18 protein-coding genes are annotated in these 22,772 nt (G+C 71.7%); 11 read left to right on the top strand and 7 right to left on the bottom strand.

Translation table 11 applies throughout. The annotated features are described in order from the left end of the window. Positions 1-274: 274 nt before the first annotated feature. The 4 genes from AAH991_RS16205 to AAH991_RS16190 all read right to left on the bottom strand — a co-directional run bounded on the left by AAH991_RS16205 (position 275) and on the right by AAH991_RS16190 (position 5,099). Entirely contained in the window at positions 275-1,777 is a 1,503-nt protein-coding gene (locus AAH991_RS16205) for a glycoside hydrolase family 3 protein (RefSeq protein ID WP_346226643.1), read from the bottom strand. A 119-nt stretch (positions 1,778-1,896) separates the two neighbouring features. Next, positions 1,897-2,748, bottom strand: a complete 852-nt coding sequence (locus AAH991_RS16200; RefSeq protein WP_346226642.1) for a carbohydrate ABC transporter permease — start codon at positions 2,746-2,748, stop codon at positions 1,897-1,899. Further along, positions 2,745-3,764 carry a carbohydrate ABC transporter permease gene (locus AAH991_RS16195; RefSeq protein ID WP_346226641.1) on the bottom strand — a complete coding sequence of 340 codons (1,020 nt, stop codon included), beginning with the start codon at positions 3,762-3,764 and terminating at the stop codon, positions 2,745-2,747. Before AAH991_RS16195 ends, AAH991_RS16200 begins: the two co-directional genes overlap by 4 nt. 3 nt (positions 3,765-3,767) lie before the next feature. Further along, entirely contained in the window at positions 3,768-5,099 is a 1,332-nt protein-coding gene (locus AAH991_RS16190; RefSeq protein WP_346226640.1) for a sugar ABC transporter substrate-binding protein, read from the bottom strand. Between the two features lie 216 nt (positions 5,100-5,315). Here AAH991_RS16190 and AAH991_RS16185 point away from each other — a divergent pair, with 216 nt between their 5' ends. Further along, entirely contained in the window at positions 5,316-6,491 is a 1,176-nt protein-coding gene (locus tag AAH991_RS16185; RefSeq protein WP_346226639.1) for an ROK family transcriptional regulator, read from the top strand. A 185-nt stretch (positions 6,492-6,676) separates the two neighbouring features. Here the strand turns inward: AAH991_RS16185 and AAH991_RS16180 are convergent, their stop codons facing one another. Further along, the gene (locus AAH991_RS16180) at positions 6,677-12,088 is read right to left on the bottom strand and encodes an Lhr family helicase (protein WP_428833993.1); all 5,412 of its coding nucleotides are present in this window, start codon (positions 12,086-12,088) and stop codon (positions 6,677-6,679) included. A 126-nt stretch (positions 12,089-12,214) separates the two neighbouring features. Between AAH991_RS16180 and AAH991_RS16175 the strand changes: the two genes are divergently transcribed. The 7 genes from AAH991_RS16175 to AAH991_RS16145 all read left to right on the top strand — a co-directional run bounded on the left by AAH991_RS16175 (position 12,215) and on the right by AAH991_RS16145 (position 16,059). Then, positions 12,215-12,349, top strand: a complete 135-nt coding sequence (locus AAH991_RS16175) for a hypothetical protein (RefSeq protein ID WP_346226637.1) — start codon at positions 12,215-12,217, stop codon at positions 12,347-12,349. A gap of 46 nt (positions 12,350-12,395) precedes the next feature. Next, positions 12,396-12,884, top strand: a complete 489-nt coding sequence (locus AAH991_RS16170) for a VOC family protein (RefSeq protein WP_346226636.1) — start codon at positions 12,396-12,398, stop codon at positions 12,882-12,884. A 67-nt stretch (positions 12,885-12,951) separates the two neighbouring features. Further along, the gene (locus AAH991_RS16165; protein WP_169979312.1) at positions 12,952-13,146 is read left to right on the top strand and encodes a DUF3046 domain-containing protein; all 195 of its coding nucleotides are present in this window, start codon (positions 12,952-12,954) and stop codon (positions 13,144-13,146) included. Between the two features lie 223 nt (positions 13,147-13,369). Next, on the top strand, positions 13,370-13,801 hold the full coding sequence (locus tag AAH991_RS16160) for a hypothetical protein (protein ID WP_346226635.1): 432 nt from the start codon (positions 13,370-13,372) through the stop codon (positions 13,799-13,801). Then, entirely contained in the window at positions 13,798-14,106 is a 309-nt protein-coding gene (locus AAH991_RS16155; protein WP_169979304.1) for a winged helix-turn-helix domain-containing protein, read from the top strand. The genes AAH991_RS16160 and AAH991_RS16155 overlap by 4 nt, the downstream gene beginning before the upstream one ends. Further along, the gene (locus AAH991_RS16150) at positions 14,099-14,977 is read left to right on the top strand and encodes an ABC transporter ATP-binding protein (protein WP_346226634.1); all 879 of its coding nucleotides are present in this window, start codon (positions 14,099-14,101) and stop codon (positions 14,975-14,977) included. The genes AAH991_RS16155 and AAH991_RS16150 overlap by 8 nt, the downstream gene beginning before the upstream one ends. After that, entirely contained in the window at positions 14,974-16,059 is a 1,086-nt protein-coding gene (locus AAH991_RS16145; protein WP_346226633.1) for an ABC transporter permease, read from the top strand. Before AAH991_RS16150 ends, AAH991_RS16145 begins: the two co-directional genes overlap by 4 nt. 18 nt (positions 16,060-16,077) lie before the next feature. Here AAH991_RS16145 and AAH991_RS16140 read toward each other — a convergent pair whose 3' ends face one another. Beyond that, positions 16,078-16,353 carry a hypothetical protein gene (locus tag AAH991_RS16140; protein WP_346226632.1) on the bottom strand — a complete coding sequence of 92 codons (276 nt, stop codon included), beginning with the start codon at positions 16,351-16,353 and terminating at the stop codon, positions 16,078-16,080. A 327-nt stretch (positions 16,354-16,680) separates the two neighbouring features. Between AAH991_RS16140 and recA the strand changes: the two genes are divergently transcribed. The 3 genes from recA to rny all read left to right on the top strand — a co-directional run bounded on the left by recA (position 16,681) and on the right by rny (position 20,688). Then, a complete protein-coding gene (gene recA, locus AAH991_RS16135; RefSeq protein WP_346226631.1) occupies positions 16,681-17,805 on the top strand; it encodes a recombinase RecA in 1,125 nt (374 codons plus the stop codon). An 8-nt stretch (positions 17,806-17,813) separates the two neighbouring features. After that, positions 17,814-18,785, top strand: coding sequence for a recombination regulator RecX (gene recX, locus AAH991_RS16130; RefSeq protein ID WP_346226630.1), 972 nt, complete (start codon positions 17,814-17,816; stop codon positions 18,783-18,785). A 277-nt stretch (positions 18,786-19,062) separates the two neighbouring features. Next, positions 19,063-20,688 (top strand): ribonuclease Y, encoded by a 1,626-nt coding sequence (gene rny, locus AAH991_RS16125; RefSeq protein ID WP_346226629.1) that lies wholly within the window; start codon positions 19,063-19,065, stop codon positions 20,686-20,688. 144 nt (positions 20,689-20,832) lie between these two features. Here the strand turns inward: rny and AAH991_RS16120 are convergent, their stop codons facing one another. Continuing rightward, positions 20,833-22,548: an LVIVD repeat-containing protein gene (locus AAH991_RS16120; protein ID WP_346226648.1), complete on the bottom strand. Its 1,716-nt coding sequence runs from the start codon at positions 22,546-22,548 to the stop codon at positions 20,833-20,835. Positions 22,549-22,772 lie beyond the last annotated feature (224 nt).

Here is a 22,772-nt window from a genome sequence, read left to right as displayed (position 1 = left end):
ACCGGAGCCCCCGAGGTGGGTCTGGAGGGCCAGGAGCTGCTGGTCTCGACCGCCAACTCCGCCGACGAGATCGGCACCTCGCAGGTCAACGCCGACCTCGCCCTGCGCACCCCCGTCGACGTCGCCGCCGGCGAATACCACTCCACCCTGACGCTTTCGCTGTTCAACCAGTCCTGAACCGGCGACGGGAGGCCGTCGCCCCGGTGTGCGGTCCGGGACCTGTGCGAACCCGCACAGGTCCCGGACGCTCACGCGGGACCGACGCCGGCGACGGCTACCCGACCGCCAAGGGACCACCGGTCAGCAGTTCCACCGCGGCCTGCGCGTTGGCGCGGGCCGCGCCGTACGTCGCGATGTAGGCCCCGGCGGCGGGCCGCCAGATGGGCAGGCCCATCTCCATCACGACGGCGTCCGGGCGGGCGGCGAGCAGCACGGAGACCAGGTCCCGGCTGGCCGGGTGCCGGTGGGCGTCCTTGACGATCACGATCAGCGAGCGGTCCCGCGCCCGGACGAGCAGCGCCCCGGCGTCGGCCTCCTCCGGCGTGACCCGGACGATCTCGGCCTGCGGCAGCCACGGCGCGACGCCCCAGGGCACCTCGCCCACCGCGATCGTCGGCGGCGTGTCGACCTCGACCACGAACGGATCGACCAGAGGCCCCGCCGAGCCCGTGAGCGACACGGCGCGGCGGGCGGCGTCGAGACCGGCGACGTCGTCCTGCGCCACCTGCGTCCGTGCGGTCTCGAACCAGTCGCGCAGCCGTTCCACCCGCGCGGCCGCCTCCTCCAGCCGCTCGGCGGCGAGCCTGCCCTCGGCGACGGCGTCCACGATGTGGGCCACCATGTGCCGCACGTCCTCGGGGGTGGGCAGCGGCCCGAGGCACAGCATGTCGGCGCCCGCGGCCAGGGCCAGCACCGCGCCCTCCGCGAGCCCCACGCTCCGGCTGATCGCGTGCATGTCGAGGGCGTCGGTCAGCACGACGCCGTCGTAGCCCAGCTCGCCGCGCAGCAGCCGGGTGAGCGCCTCCCCGCTCAGGGTGGCGGGCCGGTCCCCGGTCAGCGCGGGGACCGCCACGTGCGCCGTCATGATCGACTTCGCGCCGGCCTCGATCGCCGCGCGGAAGGGGACGAGCTCACGCTCCCCGAGCAGGTCGAGCGAGGCGTCCACGATCGGGATCTCCAGGTGGGAGTCCTGATGCGTGGCGCCGTGGCCGGGGAAGTGCTTGACGCAGGCGGCGATGCCCGCCGACTGCAGGCCGCGTACGGCGGCGACCGTGTGCCGTGCCACGAGGCCGGGGGACGAGCCGAACGCCCGGGTGCCGATGATCGGGTTGTCGTCGGCGGTGTTGACGTCGGCCACCGGGCCCATGTCGAGGTTCACCCCGCAGCGCACGAGGTCGGCGGCCATCGCGCGGTAGACCCGCTCGGTCAGGTTCACGTCGTCGACGGCGCCGAGCGCCGCGTTGCCCGGGTAGGCGCTCCCGGTGTGGTAGGCCAGCCGGGTGACGTCGCCGCCCTCCTCGTCCAGGGAGACGATCGGGCGTCCCGCCTGGTTCAGGCGGGCGACGAGCGCGGCGACCTGCTCGCCGCCGGCGACGTTGGATCCGAAGAGGCAGACGCCGCCCAGGCCGTCCTCCAGGCCGCGCATGACCCAGTCCGGCACGGTCGTGCCCCGGAACGAGATCAGCAGTGCGCCCGCCGCGAGCCGGTGCAGGCCCGGGTCGCCGGTACGCGTGGACAGGTCGGCGGCCCCCATCAGGGGGTCGCGGGTGGCGGACATGGTGTCTCGGCTCCTTAGGTGACGGTGAGGGTGAGGGCGCGCGGGCACGGCCTGTACGGCCACCGTGCGCGGTGGTCGTACAGGCGGCCGTACGAGGGGAGATGCCGGCGGCGGCGGGGTTATCCCTTGACCGCGCCCGCGACGAGGCCGGAGACCATCCGCCGCTGGACCAGCAGGAAGAAGACGAGGACCGGGATGGTCATCAGGGTCGAGGCGGCCATGATGCCGCCCCAGTCGGTCGACCGCTGGCCGACGAAGAACTTCAGGGCGACCGGCATCGTGTACTTGCCCTGGTCGTTGATCAGGGTCAGGGCGAACACGAACTCGTTCCAGGTGGTGATGAAGGCGAAGATGCTCGTCGCCACCAGGCCCGGCGCGACCAGCGGGAACAGCACCCGCCAGAAGGTGGTGAACCGGCCGGCGCCGTCGATCCAGGACGCCTCCTCCAGCTCCTTGGGCACGGCCGCGACGAACGTCCGCAGCATCCAGACGGAGAACGGCAGCGTCAGGCCGACGTTGATGACGATCAGGCCGAGCAGCTGGTCGTACAGGCCGATCCGCTTGACCATGGTGAACAGCGGGATCAGCAGCGCCTCGGCCGGCACCATCTGCACGATCAGCAGCAGGATCAGGAACGAGGTGCGGAAGCGGAAGCGGAACCGCGCCACCGCGGTCGCCGCCAGCAGCGCGAAGACCGCGCCGAGCACGACGGCGCTGAGCGCCACGACCGCGCTGTTGAGCAGGTACTGCCAGATGGGGAGCTCGCCCACGCCCTTGGTGAAGACCCGCTGCACGTGGTCCATCGACGCCGGGCTGGGGAACGGGATGAAGCTCGTGGTGAAGATCTGGTCGTTCGGCTTGAAGGCCGTGGCGACCATCCAGTAGACGGGGAAGACCGCGAAGAGGAACACCGCGACCCCGGCCGCGTTCAGCGCGATCCGCCCGATTCTCCTGCGTGCGAGCGGGTTCATCGGATGTCGTCCTCCGTCTTCACGATCTGCCGGACGTAGACGAGGGTGATCAGCAGCAGGATCACGGTCAGCACGACCGCGATGGCGGCGCCGAGCCCCAGCTTCGGCGCGCTGCCGCCGAACGCCTCGGCGTAGCTCCACAGCGACAGGTTGAACGCGTCCCGGTTCGTGGTGCCGCCCGCCAGCAGGTAGAGCTGGGTGAAGACCTTGAAGTCCCAGATGATCGACAGCACGACCAGCACCGAGAACACCGGCTTGAGCAGCGGGAAGGTGATCCTCCTGAACGTGCTGAGCGCGCTCGACCCGTCCATCTTCGCCGCCTCGTACAGCTCCGACGGGATGCTCTTCAGGCCGGCGAGCACGGACACCGCGATGAACGGGAACGACGCCCACACCACGGCGACGATGAGCACGAAGTAGAGCGTGGAGGTGTCGTTGAACCAGGGCTGACCGCTCCAGTCCGATCGGCCGAACAGCAGTTGGGACAGCCAGTCGGGCAGCAGGTTGAGCATCCAGTTGACGACGCCGGCGTCGGAGTCGAACAGCCACTTCCACACGATGGCCTGCGCGGTGGGCGGGGTCGCCCAGGCGGCCATGATGCCGACGACCACGAACGTGGACATCTTGCGGCCGAGCTTGTTCAGCAGCACGCCGACCAGCGTGCCGAGGACGAGCGTCAGCGCGACGGTGACGAGCGCGAAGACCACCGTGTTGCGCAGCGACGACCAGAACAGGGGCGAGCCGAGGACGCTCTCGTAGTTGTCCAGGCCGACGAACTCGGCCGGCGCGGGGTTGACGGCCTTGATCTGCCGGAGCCCGACCTTGTGGAAGGACATCTCGACCATCTGGTACATCGGGTAGAGCAGCAGCACCGCGATGACCAGGAAGCCCGGCAGGAGCAGGACGTACGGAACGGACTTGGGGGACAGGCCCGATCCGCGCGCCCGCTTGCGACTGCGCCGCGACGGGGCGGAGGTGTCGGCTCCGCCCCGGGCGAGGGTTGACGTCTGAGTCATGATCTACTGGTTGAGGATCGTCTCAAGCTCGGTGTTCGCGTCCGTGAGAGCCTGGTCGACGCTCTTCTTGCCCTCGATCACCTCACGCGCCGCGTTCTGCAGCACGGCCTTGGTGTCGTTGGCCTCCGCCCAGTTGGGGCTGGCCGGGAAGCCCTTGGCGACCTTGAAGGTGTCGGTGAACGGCTTCTGGGCGGGGTCGCTGCCCATCTCCGCGAGCGCGTCGGGGTAGAGCGGGAGCAGGCCGCCCTCCTTGGCGTACCGGACGCCGAACTCCTTGCCCGCGGCGAGCTTGACGTACTCGAGGGCGAGCTCGGGGTTCTTGGCGTCCTTCCAGACGGCGATGTCGTTGCCGCCCTGGAAGGCCGGGGCCGGGCCGGAGCCGTCCTTGGCGGGCAGCGAGAAGAAGCCCATCTTCGACTCGTCGACCTTGCCCTTGCTCTGCTCCTTGATGGCGGCGATGTCCCAGCCGCCGGTGACGTACATGCCGACCTTGCCGGCCGCGAAGCGCTGGGCGATGTCGACCGAGTTCTGCGTCAGGCGGCCCTTGCCGGACACGCCGTCCTTGGCGACCAGGTCCGTGTAGAACTGGAAGCCCTCCTTGAAGCCCGGCTGGGTGAGCTGGCCCACCCACTTGCCGCCCTCGAACCTGGCGAAGTCGCCACCGGCGGACCAGACGAACGGCGACAGGGACATGTTCGCGTCGGAGCCGCCGTTGAAGGCGAAGCCGTCCACGTCCTTGCCCTGCTCGTCGACGATCTTCTTGGCCGCGGCACGCAGGTCGTCCCAGGTCTTCGGGACCTCGATGCCGAGCTTGTCGAACCAGTCCTTGCGGTACAGCACCGCGCGGGTGCCGCCACCCCACGGCACGGCGTAGACCTTGTCGTCGATCGTCTCGTAGCTCCACAGGTTCTGCGGGATCTGCTGCAGCTCGGAGTCGTTCTTGACGGCGTCGGTGATGTCCGCGAGCGCGTCCTGCGCCACCCACGCGGCGACCTGGTCGTTGCCGAACTCGGTGACGTCCGGGCCCTCGCCGCCGGCGAGCGCGGTGGTCCACTTCTTCTGGGCGTCGGGCCAGGGAATCCACTGCACCTTCGCCTCGGCGCCCGTCTTCTCCTTGAACTCGGCGTTCAGGTCGTCCATGTACTTGGTGAAGACGTCGGTGGGGGCACCGAGTCGCCACACGGTAAGAGTCTGGCCGGCGAACTTGGGACCGCTGGCGGCAGCGGAGGCCGTCGGAGCGGTCGTGCTTCCGGAGTCGTCGCTTCCGCAAGCGGCGAGTCCCAGGGCCAGGGCGGCGGTCGCGGTGGTCGCGGCCGCGATCTTAGCGATCTTCACGGTGGGTCTCTCCCTTCCCGGCTTCGCGTCGGGGGTGCGCCTCATGGGGGGTGTCGGCGGGCCGCTCACCTGCTGGAAGGCGCTCTCCTTTCGGTCGGCGCTCATGGCGTCCCGAGGCTGATCGGTTGCCTCCGGGCTGGCAGGCGATAAACTAACAAGAAACTTTCTTATAAAAAAGACCGCGTTAGCGGATCGTGACGAGAGGGGAACCTGCCGGTGCCTCAACGACCGGGTACGCCTCGGCTGCTACGGCAGATCAACGACCGCGCGGCACTCGAACTCCTCATCTCCAGGGGCCCGCTCACCAGGGCCGAGTTGGGAGAGCTTACCGGGCTGTCCAAGGTCACATCCGGCCAGCTTCTGGCCCGGCTGGAGACGCGCGGGCTGGTCGCGGCGGCGGGGGAGCGCCCCGGCGGACGCGGTCCCAACGCCGCGCTGTACGGGGTCAATCCCTCCAGCGCGTTCGTCGCCGGCCTGGAGGTGCTGCCGGACAGCGTCACGGCCGCGGTCGCCGACATCACGGGCACGGTCGTCGCCCAGGTGACCGTGGATCCGACCGAGGCCCGTGATCCCGTGCGCATCGTCCACGAAGCCGTCCAGCGGGCCTGCGGGACCGCCGGGATAGAACTGGCCAGGCTGCGCTGCTTCGTCATCGGCACGCGCGGCGTGGTCGACCCGGTCACCGGCGACGTTCGGTACTCGGTCGACCTGCCGACCTGGCACGTCGGCATCCTGGCCGGGCTGCGCACCCTGCTCGGCGAATGCGTGATCATCGAGAACGACGTCAACCTGGCGGCCCTCGCCGAGCAGACGTACGGCGCCGCGCGGGGCGCCGACGACTTCGTGATCCTGTGGACGGGCGTGGGCCAGGGCCTCGGCGTCATGCTCGGCAACCGGCTGCACCGCGGCATCACCGGAGGCGCGGGCGAGATCGGCTGGCTGCCCGTCCCCGGGGAGCCGCTGCCGAGCGCGGTCACCGCGCCGCAGACCGGTTCCTTCCAGCGCCTCGTCGGAGGAGAGGCGCTGTGGAACCTGGCCCGCGCGCACGGCGTCGCCGGCGCGGATGTCGCGGACCCCGGGGTGGCCGGCCTGGTCCGTACCGCCATCGACGCCGGCAACGAGGCCTTCGTCGAGGACCTGGCCGGACGGCTCGCGGTCGGGGTGGCGGCGGTCGCCGTGGTCCTCGACCCGGGACTCGTCGTGCTCGGCGGTGACGTGGGCAGGGCCGGCGGGACCCACCTCGCGGAGCGCGTCGAGGAGGCGGTGGCCCGGGTGTGCCCGAGCCGCCCCACAGTGGTGGCGACCGGGGTGGAGGGCAATCCCGTTCTCATGGGTGCGATCGTCGCGGCACTGGACCGAGCGCGTGAAGAGGTCTTCTCGGACACGGTCTGACGACCGGCCGATCGTCATGCCCGGCCCTCCGCCCGACCGCCTGGCCTCCCGGAACGGACGAGCATCGGGAACGGGGAATCTCGCTGAACGGACTCCGCGGGTGCAGGCCCTGGCGACTGCGCGAGACACGGCAGGAGGGTGACCGGCGCAGGGCGTGGCGGCTTCGCCGCATGGACACGAACTGGTCAGGCGCGGATGCGCAGGCCGCGGGGGGTGGGGTGGAAACCGGCGGCTTCGAGCGCCGCCGCGAGCGGGGAGTCGGCGATGGCGGCCCCGTCGGCCCGCTCCACCGTCAGCTTCCCCAGGGCTCCCCCCTTCACGGCGACGGCCAGGGCCCGCACGGCGGGCCGCAGGTCCTCCTCGGACCCGAACGAGAGCAGGGTCTTCCCGCCGCGCTCGACGTAGAGGATCAGCTCGCCCTCCGCCAGCACCACCAGCGCGCCGGCCTTGCGGCCCGGCTTGTGGCTCACGTCGTCCGAACGGTCCGGCCAGGGCAGGGCCGCGCCGTACGGATTGGCGGGATCGGTCGCCGCGAGCACGACCGCACGGCGCGGCGGCGGCGGGGCGGGGACCGACCACAGGTCCTCGGCCGGAGCGGGACGGCCGGAAGACATGGCGCGCATGCGGTCGACCGCGCCCGGCAGGGCGAACTGAGCGGCGCCGAGACCCTCGACGAAGTAGCCCCGGCGGCACCGGCCGCTCTCCTCGAAGGCACGCAGCACCTGGTAGACGGCGGAGAACCCGCCGGGCAGGCGCTCGGCCGTGATGCCGCCCCTGGTCAGCACGCCGTGCCGTTCCAGCAGGACTTCGGCCTGCGCGTGGGCCCGCTGGGTGGCGTCGGCCGACGGCGCGGGCAGCAGCCACCATCGGCCGCTCACGGTCGGCGGGCCGCTTCTCGTCGGCAGCACCGCGCGGCGGCGCCGGGTCGCGGCCGGGCGGTGCGCGGGCCGTCCGGTGCCCAGCGTCGAGCGCAGCGGGGCGAGCGTGTCGCCGGTGACCCGGCCCGACCAGACGAGGTCCCACAGCGCCGCCGCGAGCGTCACGTCGTCCGGCACCGCTGCTGCGGCGCCCGCCGCCGTCCCGCCCGTGCCGGACTGCGCGGCGTGCGTGCCGCCGGCGCCCGGTTGTGTCGTGGTGCTCGGCTGTGTCGTGGTGCCGGGTTGTGCCGTGGCTCCGGGCTGCGCGACAGGCACCCCGGTGGTGCCGGACTGCGCGGCGGCCGTCCCCGTGCCGCCCGTGACGCGGCCGAGGATCCTGGCCCGGCGGGCGGCGGCGGCGTCCGGCCCCGACGGCGCCGCGCCCTCGCCGAGCGCCGCCGCCGCGATGCGGTTGGACAGCTCACGGAAGAACAGCGCGCCGCCTCCGCCGAGGATCTCCAGGATCTGCTCGTGCAGCGGAGTCATGGTGATCTCGGCGGGCGTGGGCAGCAGCAGGGGCGCGGTGTCGGCGAAGTAGAGGCCGACCCATCCGTCGCCGCCGGGCAGCGACCCCTGGCCTGCCCAGACGACCTCGCCGGACGAGGTCAGCTCGTCGAGCAGGGCAGGGTTGTATCCGGGCACCCGCGCCGGCAGCACCAGCGACTCCAGCGCCGAGGCGGGGACGGCCGCTCCCTGCAGCCGTTCGATCGCCGTGATCAGAGCGTCCATGGCCCGCGCGGAGCCGTGGCCCTCCTGCCGCCCGGGCCCCGCGTGGCCCACCTCGGACCCCGCGAGCCCCGTCCTGCCGCCGTTCCCGCCCGGCCCGCCACCGGCCGGGGTGACGCTCTGCGAGACGATGCCGTGCCACGTGGGCAGGAACGCCGCAAGCGTCTCCGGGGGGACCGGTTCGACCTCCTTGCGGAGCCGCGCCAGCGACCGGCGCCGCAGCAGCCGCAGCACTCCGGCGTCGCACCACTCCTCGCCCCGGCCTCCGGGGCGGAACTCGCCCGTGACCACCCTGCCCGACGCCGCGAGGCGGCGCAGCGCGTCGTCCACCACCGCGACGCCCACCCCGAAGCGCGCGGCGGCCGTGCCGGAGGAGAACGGCCCACGGGTGCGCGCGTGCCGTGCGACCAGGTCGCCGAGCGGGTCGGGGACGGCGTGCGTGCCGGCCGGTCCGCCGGGCCCGCCTGCGAGCGGTGCTTCGAGGAACTCGTGTGGAACGCCCACCGGCAACGGCACTCCGAGCGCGTCGCGCAGGCGCCAGGCGTCCTCGACGGCGGCCCATTGCTCCAGGCCCGCCACACGTACCCGGATGGCCCGGCGCGCCCGTTCCAGGCCGGCGAGCCAGGAGGGGTCGCCCTCGCGGATCGAGACGTCCTGGGCGAGCAGCGGGCCGTGCGAGCGCAGCAGGTCGGCGAGGTCCTCGGCGTCACGCAACGGCCTGTCCAGCCGTGCCAGCTCCCGCTCGGTCTCGGCCACGACATCCGGGTCGAGCAGCTCCCGCAGGTCGGCCTGTCCCATGAGCTCGGCGAGGAGTGCGGTGTCGAGGGCGAGCGCCTGCGCCCGCCGCTCGGCCAGCGGCGCGTCACCCTCGTACATGAACGCGCCGATGTAGTTGAACAGCAGCGACGCCGCGAACGGGGACGCCTGGGCGGTCTCCACCTCGACCACCCGCACCCGGCGGGCGGCCACGTCGCGCATGAGCTCCACGAGGCCCGGCACGTCGAAGACGTCCTGCAGGCACTCGCGCATCGTCTCCAGCACCACCGGGAACCCGGCGTACTTGCTCGCGACGCCGAGCAGATGGGCCGCCCGCTGGCGCTGCTGCCACAGCGGGCTGCGCCTGCCGGGCGAGCGGCGGGGCAGCAGGAGGGCCCGCCCGGCGCACTCACGGAACCGGGAGGCGAACAGGGCCGAGCCGCCCAGCTCCTCGACCACGACCTGCTCGATCTCCTCGGCGTCGAAGACCGCGACGTCGGTCGGCGCCTCCTCGAAGGTGTCGGGCACGCGCAGCACGATGCCGTCGTCGGAGTGGACGGCCTGGACGTCGACGCCGTACCGCTCGCGCAGCCGCCGCCCGATGGCGAGCGCCCAGGGGGCGTGGACCCGCGCGCCGAAGGGGGAGTGGATCACCACGCGCCAGTCGCCCAGCTCGTCGCGGAACCGCTCGACCAGGAGCGTGCGGTCGTCGGGCACATAGCCCGTCGCCTCCCGCTGCTCGGTCAGGTAGGCGAGCAGGTTGCCGGCGGCGTAGTCGTCGAGGCCCGCCGCGCGGATCCGCTCGAGCGCCTTCGCCGCGTCGCCCCGGCCGCCCGCCCCGGCCGCCGACAGCTCGCGGAGGAACGCGCCGATGGCGCGGCCCAGCTCGGCGGGGCGGCCCGGCGCGTCCCCGTGCCAGAAGGGCAGCTTGCCCGGCTGCCCGGGCGCGGGGGAGACCAGGACCCGGTCGGCGGTGATGTCCTCGATGCGCCACGAGGTCGCGCCCAGCACGAACACGTCGCCGACGCGGGACTCGTAGACCATCTCCTCGTCCAGCTCGCCGACGCGTGACGCCTTCTCGCCCACCAGGAACACGCCGAACAACCCGCGGTCGGGGATGGTGCCCCCGTTCGTCACCGCCAGGCGCTGGGCCCCGGGGCGGCCCTGGAGGGTGCCCGTCACCCGGTCCCACACGATGCGCGGCCGCAACTCGGCGAACTCCTCGCTCGGGTAACGCCCGGCGAGCATGTCGAGCGTCGCCTCCAGCGCGCCGCGCGGCAGCGTGGCGTACGGCGCGGCCCTGCGCACCACCGCCTCCAGCGAGTCGACCGTCCACTCGTCGAGCGCGGTCATCGCGACGATCTGCTGGGCCAGCACGTCGAGGGGATTGCGCGGGTAACGGATCTCCTCGATCCGCCCCGTCCGCATGCGCTCGGCCACGACGGCCGTCTGCACCAGGTCTCCCCGGTACTTCGGGAAGATCACGCCGCGGGACACGGCCCCGACCTGGTGCCCGGCGCGGCCGATGCGCTGCAACCCGCTGGCCACGCTGGGCGGCGCCTCGACGTAGGCGACCAGGTCCACCGAGCCCATGTCGATGCCCAGCTCCAGGCTGGAGGTCGCGACCACCGCGGGCAGGCGGCCCGACTTCAGCGCCTCCTCGATCTGGGACCGCTCCTCCTTCGAGACGGAGCCGTGGTGCGCCCGCACCACCTCGGGCATCGCGCCGCCCGAGACCCCCGCCTGGGCCATGTACTCCGACGGCATGGCCGTGGGGGCGCCGTGCCGGGCGTCCCCGCGTCCGTCCCCGCGCCGGACCTGCGCGAGCCGGCCATCCGGCCGTGGCTCGTCCGTCCGCCCGGCCTCGTCATGTTCGGCCTCGTCATGCCCGGTCTCGCCACGTCCGGTCTCGGCATGTCCGGCGTCCACGCGCCGGTCGTGTGGCGGTGGGGTGGTCACCCGCTCGGTGTCCGTGAGCTCCGGATCCGGCGGAGAGGCGCCGGCCTGTCCGATGTCCGTGCGCGGGTCGCCGGTCGGGTCGCGCCGGTCCGACCACCGCGCGTGCAACTCCTCGAAGGCGTCCGACCAGTGCGCCGGATCCCCCGCGCCCGGATCCTCGCTCCGTGCGGGTGCAGCCCGACGTTCCCAGGCGAGCTCGTTGAGCCGGGTGCACAGGCGCTCCGACAGCCGCCGCGAGTTGGCGAAGACGATCGTGGACCGATGGGCCTCGATCAGGTCGAGAAGGTGCTCCTCGACGTGCGGCCAGATGCTCCTGCGGTGCTCGGGCGACTCGCCGTCCGCACCGGGCGGAGGCGGCGCGAGCTCGGTCATGTCCTCGACCGGGACCACGACGTCGACCTCGATGACCTTCTCGGAGGGCGGCTGCACGACCGTGGCCGGACGGGTTCCGCCGAGGAACGTCGCCACCTCCTCCACCGGCCGTACGGTCGCCGACAGCCCGATGCGCTGGGCCGGAGCGGGCAGCAGGGCGTCGAGCCGCTCCAGCGTCAGGGCGAGGTGCGCGCCGCGCTTGGTCCCCGCGACGGCGTGGACCTCGTCCACGATCACGGTCTGCACGCCGCGCAGCGCCTCGCGCGCCTGCGAGGTGAGGATCAGGAACAGGGACTCGGGCGTCGTGATCAGGATGTCGGAGGGCCGCGCGGCGAAGCGGCGCCGCTCCTCGGCCGCGGTGTCTCCGGAGCGGATGGCCACCGAGATGTCGGGGGCGGGCAGGCCCATCCGCAGCGCCGTCTGCCGGATGCCGGTGAGCGGTGCCCGCAGGTTCCGCTCGACGTCGACCGCGAGCGCCTTCAGCGGTGAGACGTACACGACCCGGCACGGCCGGGGCGGCTCCCCGTCCGCCTTCCGCCCGCGCCGGCCACCGGGCCGCCCCGTCCCGGACCCGCCGTGGCGCTCCCGCCGCACCGTCATGTCCGCCGTAGCGTCGGCCCTCATGCCCGCCGCCGCGGCCGGGGAAGGGCCGGCCGTGTGCTCGACGGCGAGGCGGTCGATGGCCCACAGGAAGGCCGCGAGCGTCTTGCCCGACCCGGTGGGTGCGACCACGAGCGTGTTGTCGCCCCGCGCGATCGACGACCAGGCGCCCTCCTGAGCGGCGGTCGGCGTCGCGAAGGCGCCGGCGAACCACTCCCTGGTCACCGGGCTGAAGCCGTCGAGCGAACCCACCTGCCCATCATGCATCCCGCCACCGACAGAAAACGCCGCGAGCCATCCCGCCGCCAGGTGAGAGGCAAGTGGGGGGCAAGCCGGCCCCGGCAGGCTGATCCCCGTACGACACGACCCCATCTACAACGGAGGGAAAACGACATGTTCGGCAGGAGAATCCGTGCGGACCGGCAGGACCTCGCCAATCAGGCCCGTCAGGCGCACCAGGTCCGGTACGAGGCGCTGCGAGCGGAACGCGCGGAGTGGATCGGCTGGCGAAAATGGTTGCTTCCCTGACCCTCGATTGGCATGACATGCCACGCTCGGGACAATCTTCCTCACTATGGAAATCGACTACGCGGCCATAGAGGCGGAGCGCTCGCGGATCCGCGAGCGCTACCTGAGCGTGCGCCGTGCCGCCAGCAGCGCCAGGGGCCTGCACCACTTCGCACTGATCTCGTCGGACGTCGAACGGACGATCCGCTTCTACCACGAGCTCCTCGAGTTCCCGCTGACCGAGATCTTCGAGAACCGCGACTACCGCGGGTCCAACCACTTCTTCTTCGACATCGGCAACGGCAACCTGCTGGCGTTCTTCGACCTCCCGGGCCTCGACCTCGAGCCGTACAAGGAGGTCCTCGGGGGGCTCCACCACGTCGCGATCTCGGTGGAGCGGGAGACGTGGGAGCGCCTGCGCGGCAAGCTCGACGCCGCCGGCGTGCCGTACCAGGTGGAGAGCGGCAGTTCGATCTACTTCCGGGACCCGGACGGCGCCCGGCTGGAGCTGCTCGCCGACCCGCTCGGCGAGATGTACGGCACCCGCGTGATGTAGCCGTCTCCCCTGGGGAGGCCGCCGCGGCCGGGACGGCTCATCCCGGCCGCGGCGTCATACTGAACGCATGCGTCTCACGGACTTCTGGAACAGGATGCGCCGCCACTTCGGCGAGGCGTACGCGGAGTCGTGGGCGAAGGACTACGTGATCGCCGGGCTCGGCGGGCGCACGGTCGAGCAGGCCCTCGCGGAGGGTGTGGGGGCCAAGCAGGTCTGGCAGGCCGTCTGCCAGGAGGTCGACGTGGACCCCAGACTGCGCTGACCCCCGCTTCCGCGCCCCGGCCCCCTCTCTTTCCCACCGCCGGCCGTACCGCGCCGGCGGGTTCCGCTCGCCGCCTCTCCGCCGCCCTCTCCGTGACCGGGGGCGGCGTTCTTCCCGCGCGCGTGCCCATCCACCGCTCACCGCCTCTCGTCGTCGACGGTACGACTTGAACGTCGGTTGAGTGGTTGCTACCGTGTTGAACGGATGAACACGGAGGAAGCATATGGGTGGAGACCACCTCACCCCGGATGAGGCGCTCCGGGAGATCGGACGCGTGGACCGGCGGGTCCGGCATTCCTCGCGCGGGCCCGGACGGGCGTACCTGCTGGTGGGCCTGGCCACGATGGTCTACTGGCCGGCGATGTTCTTCGGCTTCCACCCGCTGCCGTTGATCGCCGGAATCGGATGGATCGTCCTGACGGTCGCCCTGTGTGTGTACATGGCCCGGCTGCGGGTCCACGACCGGCTGATGAAGCGGATCAACGGGCCGGTCTCGGCGGCGTACGTGGTGACGATGATGCTGCCGTTCGTCGCCGGCGTCTGGATGCTGCCCGACAGGCCCACGGCGGGCTGGACGGCGGCGCTCGTCGCTCTGTCGGTGCTCGCCGGGCTGCCCCTGGTGTACGGCGGGCTCCGCCTGATGAGGAACCGATGACCACCCACCCGCGCCACGAGCTCGACGAGATCATCCACGCGCCGGTGCGGCTGTCCATCATGGCGGCCCTGGCCGCGGCGGAGAAGGCCGACTTCCGCTTCCTCCGCGACACCATCGAGGTCAGCGACTCGCTGCTCAGCAAGCACATCCTCACGCTCGAAGAGGCCGGCTACGTCCGCGTGGAGAAGACCTTCGTCGGCAAGCGGGCGCGCACGTGGCTCTCGCTGACCGATCGGGGACGTACGGCCTTCGAGACCTACATGAATGTCCTGCGACGAATTGTGGAGGCAACCCCCCGTGCTTGAACTCGACGACCTGCGTAAACGCTACGGAGACAAGACCGCGCTCGACGGGGTGGGCCTCACCGTACGGCCCGGCGAGATGTTCGGGTTCGTCGGCGCCAACGGCGCGGGCAAGACCACCACGATGCGGATCGTCATGGGCGTGCTGGACGCCGACTCCGGCGAGGTGCGTCTCGACGGTCACCCGGTGACGTACGACGACCGCCGCGCCTTCGGCTACATGCCGGAGGAGCGTGGCCTCTACCAGAAGATGAAGGTCGCGGAGCAGGTCGAATACTTCGGCAGGCTGCACGGGCTCGCCCCGTCCGCCGCGCGCGCGGCCACGGCCGCGCTGATCGAGCGGCTCGGCCTGGTGGAGCGGCGCGACGACGCCGTCGAGGCGCTGTCGCTCGGCAACCAGCAGCGGGTGCAGCTCGCGGTCGCGCTCGTCCACGAGCCGGCGGTCCTGATCCTCGACGAGCCGTTCTCGGGCCTCGATCCGCTGGCGGTCGACGCGCTCGCGGAGGTGCTGAAGGACCGTGCCGCCGCGGGCGTGCCGGTGATCTTCTCGAGTCACCAGCTCGACGTGGTCGAACGGCTCTGCGACTCGGTCGGCATCATCTCGGCGGGCCGCATGGTGGCGCACGGCCCGGTGGACGAGCTGCGGGAGCGGGAGGGCCGCGGGGTGCTGCGTGTCGTGGTCAGGGACGCCGCGCCCGGCTGGGCCGACGGCCTGCCCGGCGAGCTGACCCGGGAGGGCGACCGCGACGTCCTGCTGTGCGAGGAGGGCGACGACCAGGCCATCCTCCGTACGGCGATGGGCGCGGGCAAGGTGGAGCACTTCGGCCGCAGGCAGCCCACGCTGGCCGAGATCTTCAGGGAGGCGGTGGCATGAACGGGCTGATGCTGGTGGCCCAGCGGGAGATCCGCACGCGCGTCAGGACGAAGTCGTTCCTGATCAGCCTGGCGGTCAGTGCCGTCCTGGTGGCCGCGCTCGCGTTCCTGCCGAAGGTCCTGGGCGGCGGCGACACCTACGACGTGGGCGTGGTGGGGAACGCGCCCGCGCCGGTCGCCCAGCTGGAGTACTCCCGGCTGCCGGACGAGGCGGCGGCGCGGAAGGCCGTGATCGACGGGGACGTCGACGCGGCCCTGATCGACGGCGGCAGGGTCGTCGCGAACGGCGAACTCGACCAGCGGCTCGGGCTGATCCTCGAAGCCGCACACCGGGACGCCCAGATCAAGGCGGCCGGCGTCACGATCACCCCGCTGCAGGTGGAGTCGGTCGGCGCCGACGCCCAGTACCAGAGCGTGCGCACCGGGCTCGCCACACTCCTCGTGATGGTGCTGTTCTTCCTGCTCATCTACAGCGCGATGTACGTCGCCATGGGCGTGGTGGAGGAGAAGGGCAGCCGCATCGTCGAGATCCTGCTCACCTCGGTGCGCCCCTGGCAGCTCCTCGGCGGCAAGATCGTCGGGCTGGGCGCGCTGGGACTGATCAACCTCGCCGTGATCATCGTCGTCGGCCTCGCGGTGTCCTTCGCGACCGGCTTCACGGCCGACCTGCCGCCCGGAATGGCGGGGATCGTGGTCAGCGCGATCGTCTGGTTCGTGCTCGGCTACGCCTTCTTCTCGGCGCTCGCCGCCGCCTTCGGCTCGCTGGTCTCGCGGCAGGAGGAGCTCAACAGCGTCCTGACGCCGATGACCACGCTGATGATGCTCACCTACGTGACGGCCTACTTCGCCGCCGTCGAGCCCACCGGCACACTCGCGCGCGTCCTGTCGCTCGTGCCGCCGTTCTCGTCGATGGTCATGCCGGTGCGTACGGCGGCCGCGGACGTGCCGCTGATGGAGATCCTCATCGCCGGAGTGCTCATGGTCGTGGCCGTGGCCGCCGTCCTGCTGGGCGCGGCCCGCGTCTACCGGCGGGCGGTGCTCCGCACCGGCGCCCGGGTCAAGCTGGGCGAAGTCGTCCGCTGACGGCCCGGTCCGGGAGGGTCAGGGGTGCCCGGAGAGCGTCCGGCTGATCATCTCGGCCGCGCGGCCGGGGTCGTCGGCGCTCTCCTGGCCGCCCGGGGCCCACAGGAACATCCACCCTTGCCTGGCGGGCGTCGCGAAGACGATCGTCTGCCTGCCGGTGCCCGGGTGCCGGACGGACAGGACCGGGTCGTCCGTGCCGAGCAGGCGCGCGGCGAGGCCGTGTTCGGGGAGCCGTGCCGCGAGCGCCGCGAGGTGGGTCAGGCGCTGTCCGCTGTAGTCGCCGGTGCCCGTCACGTGGCCCCTCCAGCGGGAGATCCAGCTTTGGCTACAAGGATCGTCCCAGGTCGGCGAGCTGGCAACCATGGGCGGGTAACGCCCGGTTATGCAACGGCGCGGTCGGGACGCCGTTCGTCTCCCGCCTGCGGCGGTTCGGCATGTGATCGAACAGTCGTTCGGCTATATTGGACTGGTCGCCTCCGGGGTGCGCGCCGTCAGGTCGCCGGGGCGCGGCAGGTTCCCGGCCCGCCTCCCGGGCGGTGTGCGGGAAGCTCCGGAAAATGTCGGTGGCACCCCGTAGCTTTTCGGTGACCGAGCAGACGACCACCCTCCAGGGGGCACCCAATGGCAATCAACGACCGCGAGAAGGCCCTTGAGACCGCCCTCGCGCAAATCGAGCGGCAGTTCGGCAAGGGCACCGTCATGCGCCTCGGAGACGACGCGCGTGCCCCGATCGAGGTCATCCCCACCGGTGCGATCGCCCTCGACGTCGCACTCGGCATCGGCGGCTTCCCCCGTGGCCGCATCGTCGAGGTGTACGGCCCCGAGTCCTCCGGTAAGACGACCGTCGCCCTGCACGCCGTGGCCAACGCCCAGAAGGGCGGCGGCATCGCCGCCTTCATCGACGCCGAGCACGCCCTCGACCCCGAGTACGCGAAGAAGCTGGGGGTCGACGTCGACGCGCTGCTCGTGTCCCAGCCGGACACCGGTGAGCAGGCGCTCGAGATCGCGGACATGCTGATCCGCTCCGGCGCCGTCGACATCATCGTGATCGACTCGGTGGCTGCCCTCGTGCCGAAGGCCGAGATCGAGGGCGAGATGGGCGACAGCCACGTCGGTCTCCAGGCCCGGCTCATGTCGCAGGCCCTGCGCAAGGTCGCCGGCGCCCTGAACCAGACCCGGACGACCGCCATCTTCATCAACCAGCTCCGCGAGAAGATCGGCGTCATGTTCGGCAGCCCCGAGACCACCACGGGTGGCAAGGCGCTGAAGTTCTACGCGTCGGTGCGGCTCGACGTGCGCAGGATCGAGACGCTCAAGGACGGCACCGAGCCGGTCGGCAACCGGACCCGGGTGAAGGTCGTCAAGAACAAGATGGCCCCGCCCTTCCGCCAGGCCGACTTCGACATCCTCTACGGCATCGGCATCTCCCGCGAGGGCGGCCTGATCGACATGGGCGTCGAGCACGGGTTCGTGCGCAAGGCCGGCGCCTGGTACACGTACGAGGGCGACCAGCTCGGGCAGGGCAAGGAGAACGCCCGCAACTTCCTGAAGAACAACCCCGACATCGCCAACGAGATCGAGAAGAAGATCAAGGAGAAGCTCGGCGTCGGCCCGCGGCTCGACGCGCCGGGCGAGCCCGCCGCCGCTCCGGCGGCGCCGCCCGCTCCCGCGTCCGGCCGGGCGCCCGCGGCTACGACCGGCCGGGGTGGCAAGGCGGCCGCCGCGCCCAAGCCGGGTGACGTCTGAGCGCAGGCATGAGGCGTGAGGAGCTCCCCGGGCCGGACGGCGAGATCGGGCCGGGGGACTGGAACTCCGGACCCTGGGGGCCGGCCGAGGAGCCACCCGGATCCGCCGAGGACGCGTCCGCGACGATCGACGCCCTGCGGGCGGAGATCCGCAGGCGGTCCGGTGGCACGTCCGGCCGGCGCGGCGGTGACGGCCCCGAGGACTTCGGCGGCGCCCGGGGTTTCGGCGGCGCCCGGGGTTTCGACGGTGGCGGAGGCTTCGGTGGTGCCGGGGACGAGACCGTGGGCTCCGGCGGGGGCGGCCTCTGGGAGCGCGACGCGCCGGGCCGGGAGGATCCCGGGCCCGGACGCCGGCGTCAGGGGCGCGGCAGGCGGCGCCGGGGAGACAGCCGGGGAGACAGGGGCGAGCCGCGTGGGCGGTCCGGCGGGTGGCTGCCCGACGGGCCGCAGGAGGGCACGGCGGCGAGCGAGGGGCCGCCCGCCGACCCGGAGGCGGTGGCCAGGGCCATCTGCCTGCGGCTGCTGACGATGGCGCCCAAGACCCGGGCCCAGCTCGCGGAGGCGCTGCGCAAGCGGGACGTGCCCGAGGAGGCGGCCAACGCCGTGCTGGAGCGGTTCTCCGAGGTCGGGCTCATCGACGACGAGGCGTTCGCCGCCGCGTGGGTGAGCTCCCGGCACGCCGGTCGCGGGCTCGCCCGCCGTGCGCTCGCCCAGGAACTGCGGCAGCGCGGCGTCGCGGAGGAGACGGTCAAGGACGCCGTCGGGCGGCTCGATCCCGACGAGGAGACCGAGACCGCGCGCAGGCTGGTGGAGCGGAAGCTGGCGGCCACCCGAGGGGTGGAGCCGCAGGCGCGCATGCGACGATTGGTCGGCATGCTGGCCCGCAAGGGCTACTCGCCGGGCCTGGCCTTCCGCGTGGTCCGAGAGGCGATCGAGGCCGAAGGCAGCCCGTCAGATGGGCTTCCGGATACCTTCGAGTGAGCCATAGCACCATGCAAAAGTCACTTGACAGGGCATCTTTGCTTGCTCGTTACCTCTCTGACGCTTAATCTCGACCGCAGTGAGGAGTTACTCCGCGCAGCGCGGATTGCCATAACGGTGTACACGACGGACGAGAGACTTTGACCGGCCTTCGGGCCATATCGGCCGCCCCTCGGGGCGTCCGGGCATTGCGACCATATTTGTCCTGGTGACGCCACCGGGTGCTGCCGTGCTGCGTGTGTGACCCCTGCCAAGAGTTGTCGTGAGGGGTGAGCGCATGGACACGATCGTGATCGTTCTTGCGGTTGCGGTGGTGCTGCTGGCTCTCGTGATGATCGCCGCCCTTGTCATAGTCATGCGCCGCACCGGCGGCGTCGTCGCACCGCCCGGCCCCTCACCCGAGCAGCTCGCCGAGGTGAAGGCCGAGGTCAACGAGGAACTCGAACGCGCCAGGCGCGAGGCCGAGGAGATTCGTACGAAGGCGGAGCGGGACGCGGGGGAGATTCTCAAGAAGTCGGAGACACTGGCCGAGAGCGCCGCGCTGACGCGCAAGGAGGTCGAGGAGGAGGCGCGCATCCTCAAGACCGAGCTCAAGGAGCTGCGCTCCGACCTCGAACGCCGCGAGAACCGGCTGGCCGAGCGTGAGCAGCGGCTCGACGAGGAGGCGCGCAGACAGGCCGAGCGGGCCCGCAAGCTGGCCGAGACGGAGACCGAGCTGGCCGACCGCCGCGAGGAGCTGGACCGGGTGGCCGAGCGGCGGCAGGAGATCCTGGAGCGGGTGGCCGGCCTGACGGCCGAGCAGGCCAAGGCGGAGCTGGTCAAGGAGATCGAGAACCAGGCGAAGCGCGAGGCCGCGCTGATCGTCCGGGAGATCGAGAGCGAGGCCCGGCGTGAGGGGGAGAAGCGCGCCTGCAAGATCGTGACGCTGGCCGTGCAGCGGGTCGCCACCGAGCAGACGGCCGAGTCGGTGGTGAGCGTCCTGCACCTGCCCGGCGACGAGATGAAGGGCCGCATCATCGGCCGGGAGGGCCGCAACATCCGGGCCTTCGAGTCCACCACCGGCGTCAACCTGATCATCGACGACACGCCGGAGGCGGTGCTGCTGTCGTGCTTCGACCCGGTCCGCCGGGAGACGGCCCGGCTGACGCTGGAGAAGCTCGTGCTCGACGGCCGGATCCACCCCCAGCGCATCGAGGAGGCGTACGAGCGCAGCAAGGCCGAGGTGCGTGACCTGTGCGTGCGGGCCGGAGAGGACGCGCTGGTCGAGCTGGGCATCACCGAGATGCACCCCGAGCTGGTCACCCTGCTGGGCCAGCTCCGCTACCGCACCTCCTATGGGCAGAACGTGCTCAAGCACCTCATCGAGTCGGCGCACATCGCCGGCATCATGGCCTCCGAGCTGCGGCTCGACCGTGACCTCGTCAAGCGCTGCGCGCTTCTGCACGACATCGGCAAGGCGCTCACCCACGAGGTCGAGGGCAGCCACGCGATGATCGGCGCGGAGATCGCCCGGCGGTACGGCGAGCACGAGGACGTCGTCCACGCCATCGAGGCGCACCACAACGAGGTGGAGGTCAGGACCGTCGAGGCGGTTCTCACGCAGGCCGCGGACGCGATCAGCGGCAGCCGCCCCGGTGCCCGGCGGGAGTCCCTGGAGGCGTACGTCAAGCGGCTGGAGCGCCTGGAGGAGATCGCCCAGTCCTACGAGGGAGTGGACAAGGTCTTCGCCATGCAGGCGGGCAGGGAGATCCGGGTCATGGTCCGGCCCGACAACGTCGACGACATCCAGGCCCAGGTCATCGCCAGGGACGTCGCCAAGCAGGTCGAGGAGGAGCTGACCTACCCCGGCCAGATCCGGATCACCGTGGTCCGCGAGTCCCGCGCCACCGAGTTCGCCCGGTAGAGCCTCCGTACCCCACCCCATGCGGGGCGGCCGGGCCACACCCTCCGAGGCCAAAGCGAAGGGTCCCCGCCCAACGCTGGGCGGGGACCCGGGTCGCGGGGGCGTCCCGGTGGGACGCCCCCCTGGTCGGCTAACAGAGCACGGCTAGGCCTTGCGGCTGAGCGCGTCGGCGAGGTCGTCGAGCGCCTTCGACAGCGACGCCTGTGCCTCGACGGAGGTGTCGAGTTGGTGGGAGACGGCCCGAAGCTGCGCCACGGCGGCGTTCTTCTGCGGCCCGTCCGTGAACCGCTCGGCCCGGTCGACGAACTTCTGCACGTTGTCGGCGGTGTTCTTCTTCATGGTGCCGGTGCGCAGCGCCTGCGCGTAGTAGGCACGCACCAGCGGGAAGCTCGCCGGCCACGTCACCCGGGGCTGGTGCTGGCTGTTGAACCGGTCGTAGGTGACCGTGGCCGCCGCGTCGATCTCGGCCTGGTCGAGGTCCTCGCTCGGCAGCAGCTTGAACGCGTCGAACCCGCGCGCGATCTCGCTGCCGAAGACGTGACCGTTGTAGTAGTACGCCGACCAGAAGCCACCGAGCAGCAGCGAGGTCGTGCTGATCGGGCCGCGGTCGAAGTAGGCGATCTCACGCGGGTTGGCCGAGTCGGTGAAGTCGAACATCGAGACGCCGCCCTGGTACCACGCCTGGACCATGATGTCCCGGCCGGGCACCGGAACGAGCGACCCGTTGTGCGCGACGCAGTTCTCCTGGTTCGTCTGCGCCACCGGCAGCTTGTAGTAGCTGCGGAACTGCAGCTTGCCGTCGACGATGTCGAAAATGGCGTTGGCGCCCCACGACGGCTCGTCGGTGACACGGCACCGCGCCCCGCTGCCGCCGCCCCACTCGTCGGTGAAGACGACCTTGGTCCCGTCGTTGTTGAACGTGGCCGAGTGCCAGTACGCGAAGTTCGGGTCCGTCACGGCGTCGAGCCGCTTCGGGTTGGCCGGGTCGGAGATGTCGATCAGGATGCCGTTGCCCGCGCACGCCCCGGCCGCCAGGCCGATCTCGGGGTAGGCCGTGATGTCGTGGCAGTGGGTGGTGACGGGAGACGGCGACCAGGACGAGCCGGACGGGTGCCGCGGGGTCTGCGGGGTGTTCTGCAGGCCGTTGATCGCGCCGGTCGCCGGGTCGGTGAACAGGCGCGGCGTGGAGACGATCGCCGCGTTCTGCGGTGCGGCCACCGGCACCTTGATGACCTCGATCCGCCACTGGGCGGTGTTCGGGTCGGTCGCCGCGGTGTTGGCGCAGCCCGCGAGCTCGGAGCCCGAGCGGATGCTCGACGTGCCCTGCACGTAGACGTACACGTTGTCCGGGTCGTTCTTGCTCGTGACCAGGGTGTGCGTGTGCGAGCCGCGGCAGGTCTGCACGGCCGCCACCTGGACCGGCTTGCTGATGTCGCTCACGTCGAAGACCCGGACACCGCGGAAGCGGTCCGGGTTCACCGTGCCGCTCGCGCCCTGCGTGCCGCAGTCGATCCGTCCCCGGGTCTCCTCGACCGACATGAACAGCAGGTTGCCGTACACCGACAGGTCGCCCTGGCCGCCGGGGCAGACGACGGAGGTGGTCAGGACCGGGTTCGCGGGGGTGGAGACGTCGTAGATGTTGAAACCGGTGAAGTTGCCGACGAACGCGTACTTGCCGCTGAAGGCCATGTCCGAGTTCGCGAACGACGAGTTGCCCGGGTTCGAGGCCTGGTAGAAGCCCTCCGGCTTGTCCCGGTGGGCCAGGAGCTCCAGCCCCTGGCTTGCCTGCTGGGCATCCAGCCAACCGGCTCCGAGGCCGGCTCGGGGATCGGCGTCGTCGGCCATGGCCGTGGCGGGCATGAGGCCCACCAGGACCACCCCTGCGGCGACGACTCCGATCTTCCTTAATCCAGCACGCCCCCAACGTGCTGCCGCACGGCTGATTCTCAAGGGTCGCACCCCTCCTTTTCCGCTCTTTCCGGAGTGACCCAATTGCGCGTGCGACAGATCCCCGGGCCCGGCCCGACCCAAAAGATCTACGCGGCGTTTGGGGGACACTAACTGAATCTGGGGTGAATGTGCTA

The sequence above is a fragment of the Microbispora sp. ZYX-F-249 genome, from assembly GCF_039649665.1.
Classification (GTDB): Bacteria; Actinomycetota; Actinomycetes; order Streptosporangiales; family Streptosporangiaceae; genus Microbispora; species Microbispora maris.
Note: the sequence above shows the minus strand (reverse complement) of the source record. Positions and strands in the feature narration are given on the sequence as shown.

Coding starts and splice junctions, on each gene's coding strand:
- AAH991_RS16205 (WP_346226643.1), bottom strand. CDS start 1,777: ATGTCCGCCACCCGCGACCCCCTGATGGGGGCCGCCGACCTGTCCACG.
- AAH991_RS16200 (WP_346226642.1), bottom strand. CDS start 2,748: ATGAACCCGCTCGCACGCAGGAGAATCGGGCGGATCGCGCTGAACGCG.
- AAH991_RS16195 (WP_346226641.1), bottom strand. CDS start 3,764: ATGACTCAGACGTCAACCCTCGCCCGGGGCGGAGCCGACACCTCCGCC.
- AAH991_RS16180 (WP_428833993.1), bottom strand. CDS start 12,088: ATGCATGATGGGCAGGTGGGTTCGCTCGACGGCTTCAGCCCGGTGACC.
- AAH991_RS16175 (WP_346226637.1), top strand. CDS start 12,215: ATGTTCGGCAGGAGAATCCGTGCGGACCGGCAGGACCTCGCCAATCAG.
- AAH991_RS16170 (WP_346226636.1), top strand. CDS start 12,396: ATGGAAATCGACTACGCGGCCATAGAGGCGGAGCGCTCGCGGATCCGC.
- AAH991_RS16165 (WP_169979312.1), top strand. CDS start 12,952: ATGCGTCTCACGGACTTCTGGAACAGGATGCGCCGCCACTTCGGCGAG.
- AAH991_RS16160 (WP_346226635.1), top strand. CDS start 13,370: ATGGGTGGAGACCACCTCACCCCGGATGAGGCGCTCCGGGAGATCGGA.
- AAH991_RS16155 (WP_169979304.1), top strand. CDS start 13,798: ATGACCACCCACCCGCGCCACGAGCTCGACGAGATCATCCACGCGCCG.
- AAH991_RS16145 (WP_346226633.1), top strand. CDS start 14,974: ATGAACGGGCTGATGCTGGTGGCCCAGCGGGAGATCCGCACGCGCGTC.
- recA (WP_346226631.1), top strand. CDS start 16,681: ATGGCAATCAACGACCGCGAGAAGGCCCTTGAGACCGCCCTCGCGCAA.
- recX (WP_346226630.1), top strand. CDS start 17,814: ATGAGGCGTGAGGAGCTCCCCGGGCCGGACGGCGAGATCGGGCCGGGG.
- rny (WP_346226629.1), top strand. CDS start 19,063: ATGGACACGATCGTGATCGTTCTTGCGGTTGCGGTGGTGCTGCTGGCT.
- AAH991_RS16120 (WP_346226648.1), bottom strand. CDS start 22,548: ATGCCCGCCACGGCCATGGCCGACGACGCCGATCCCCGAGCCGGCCTC.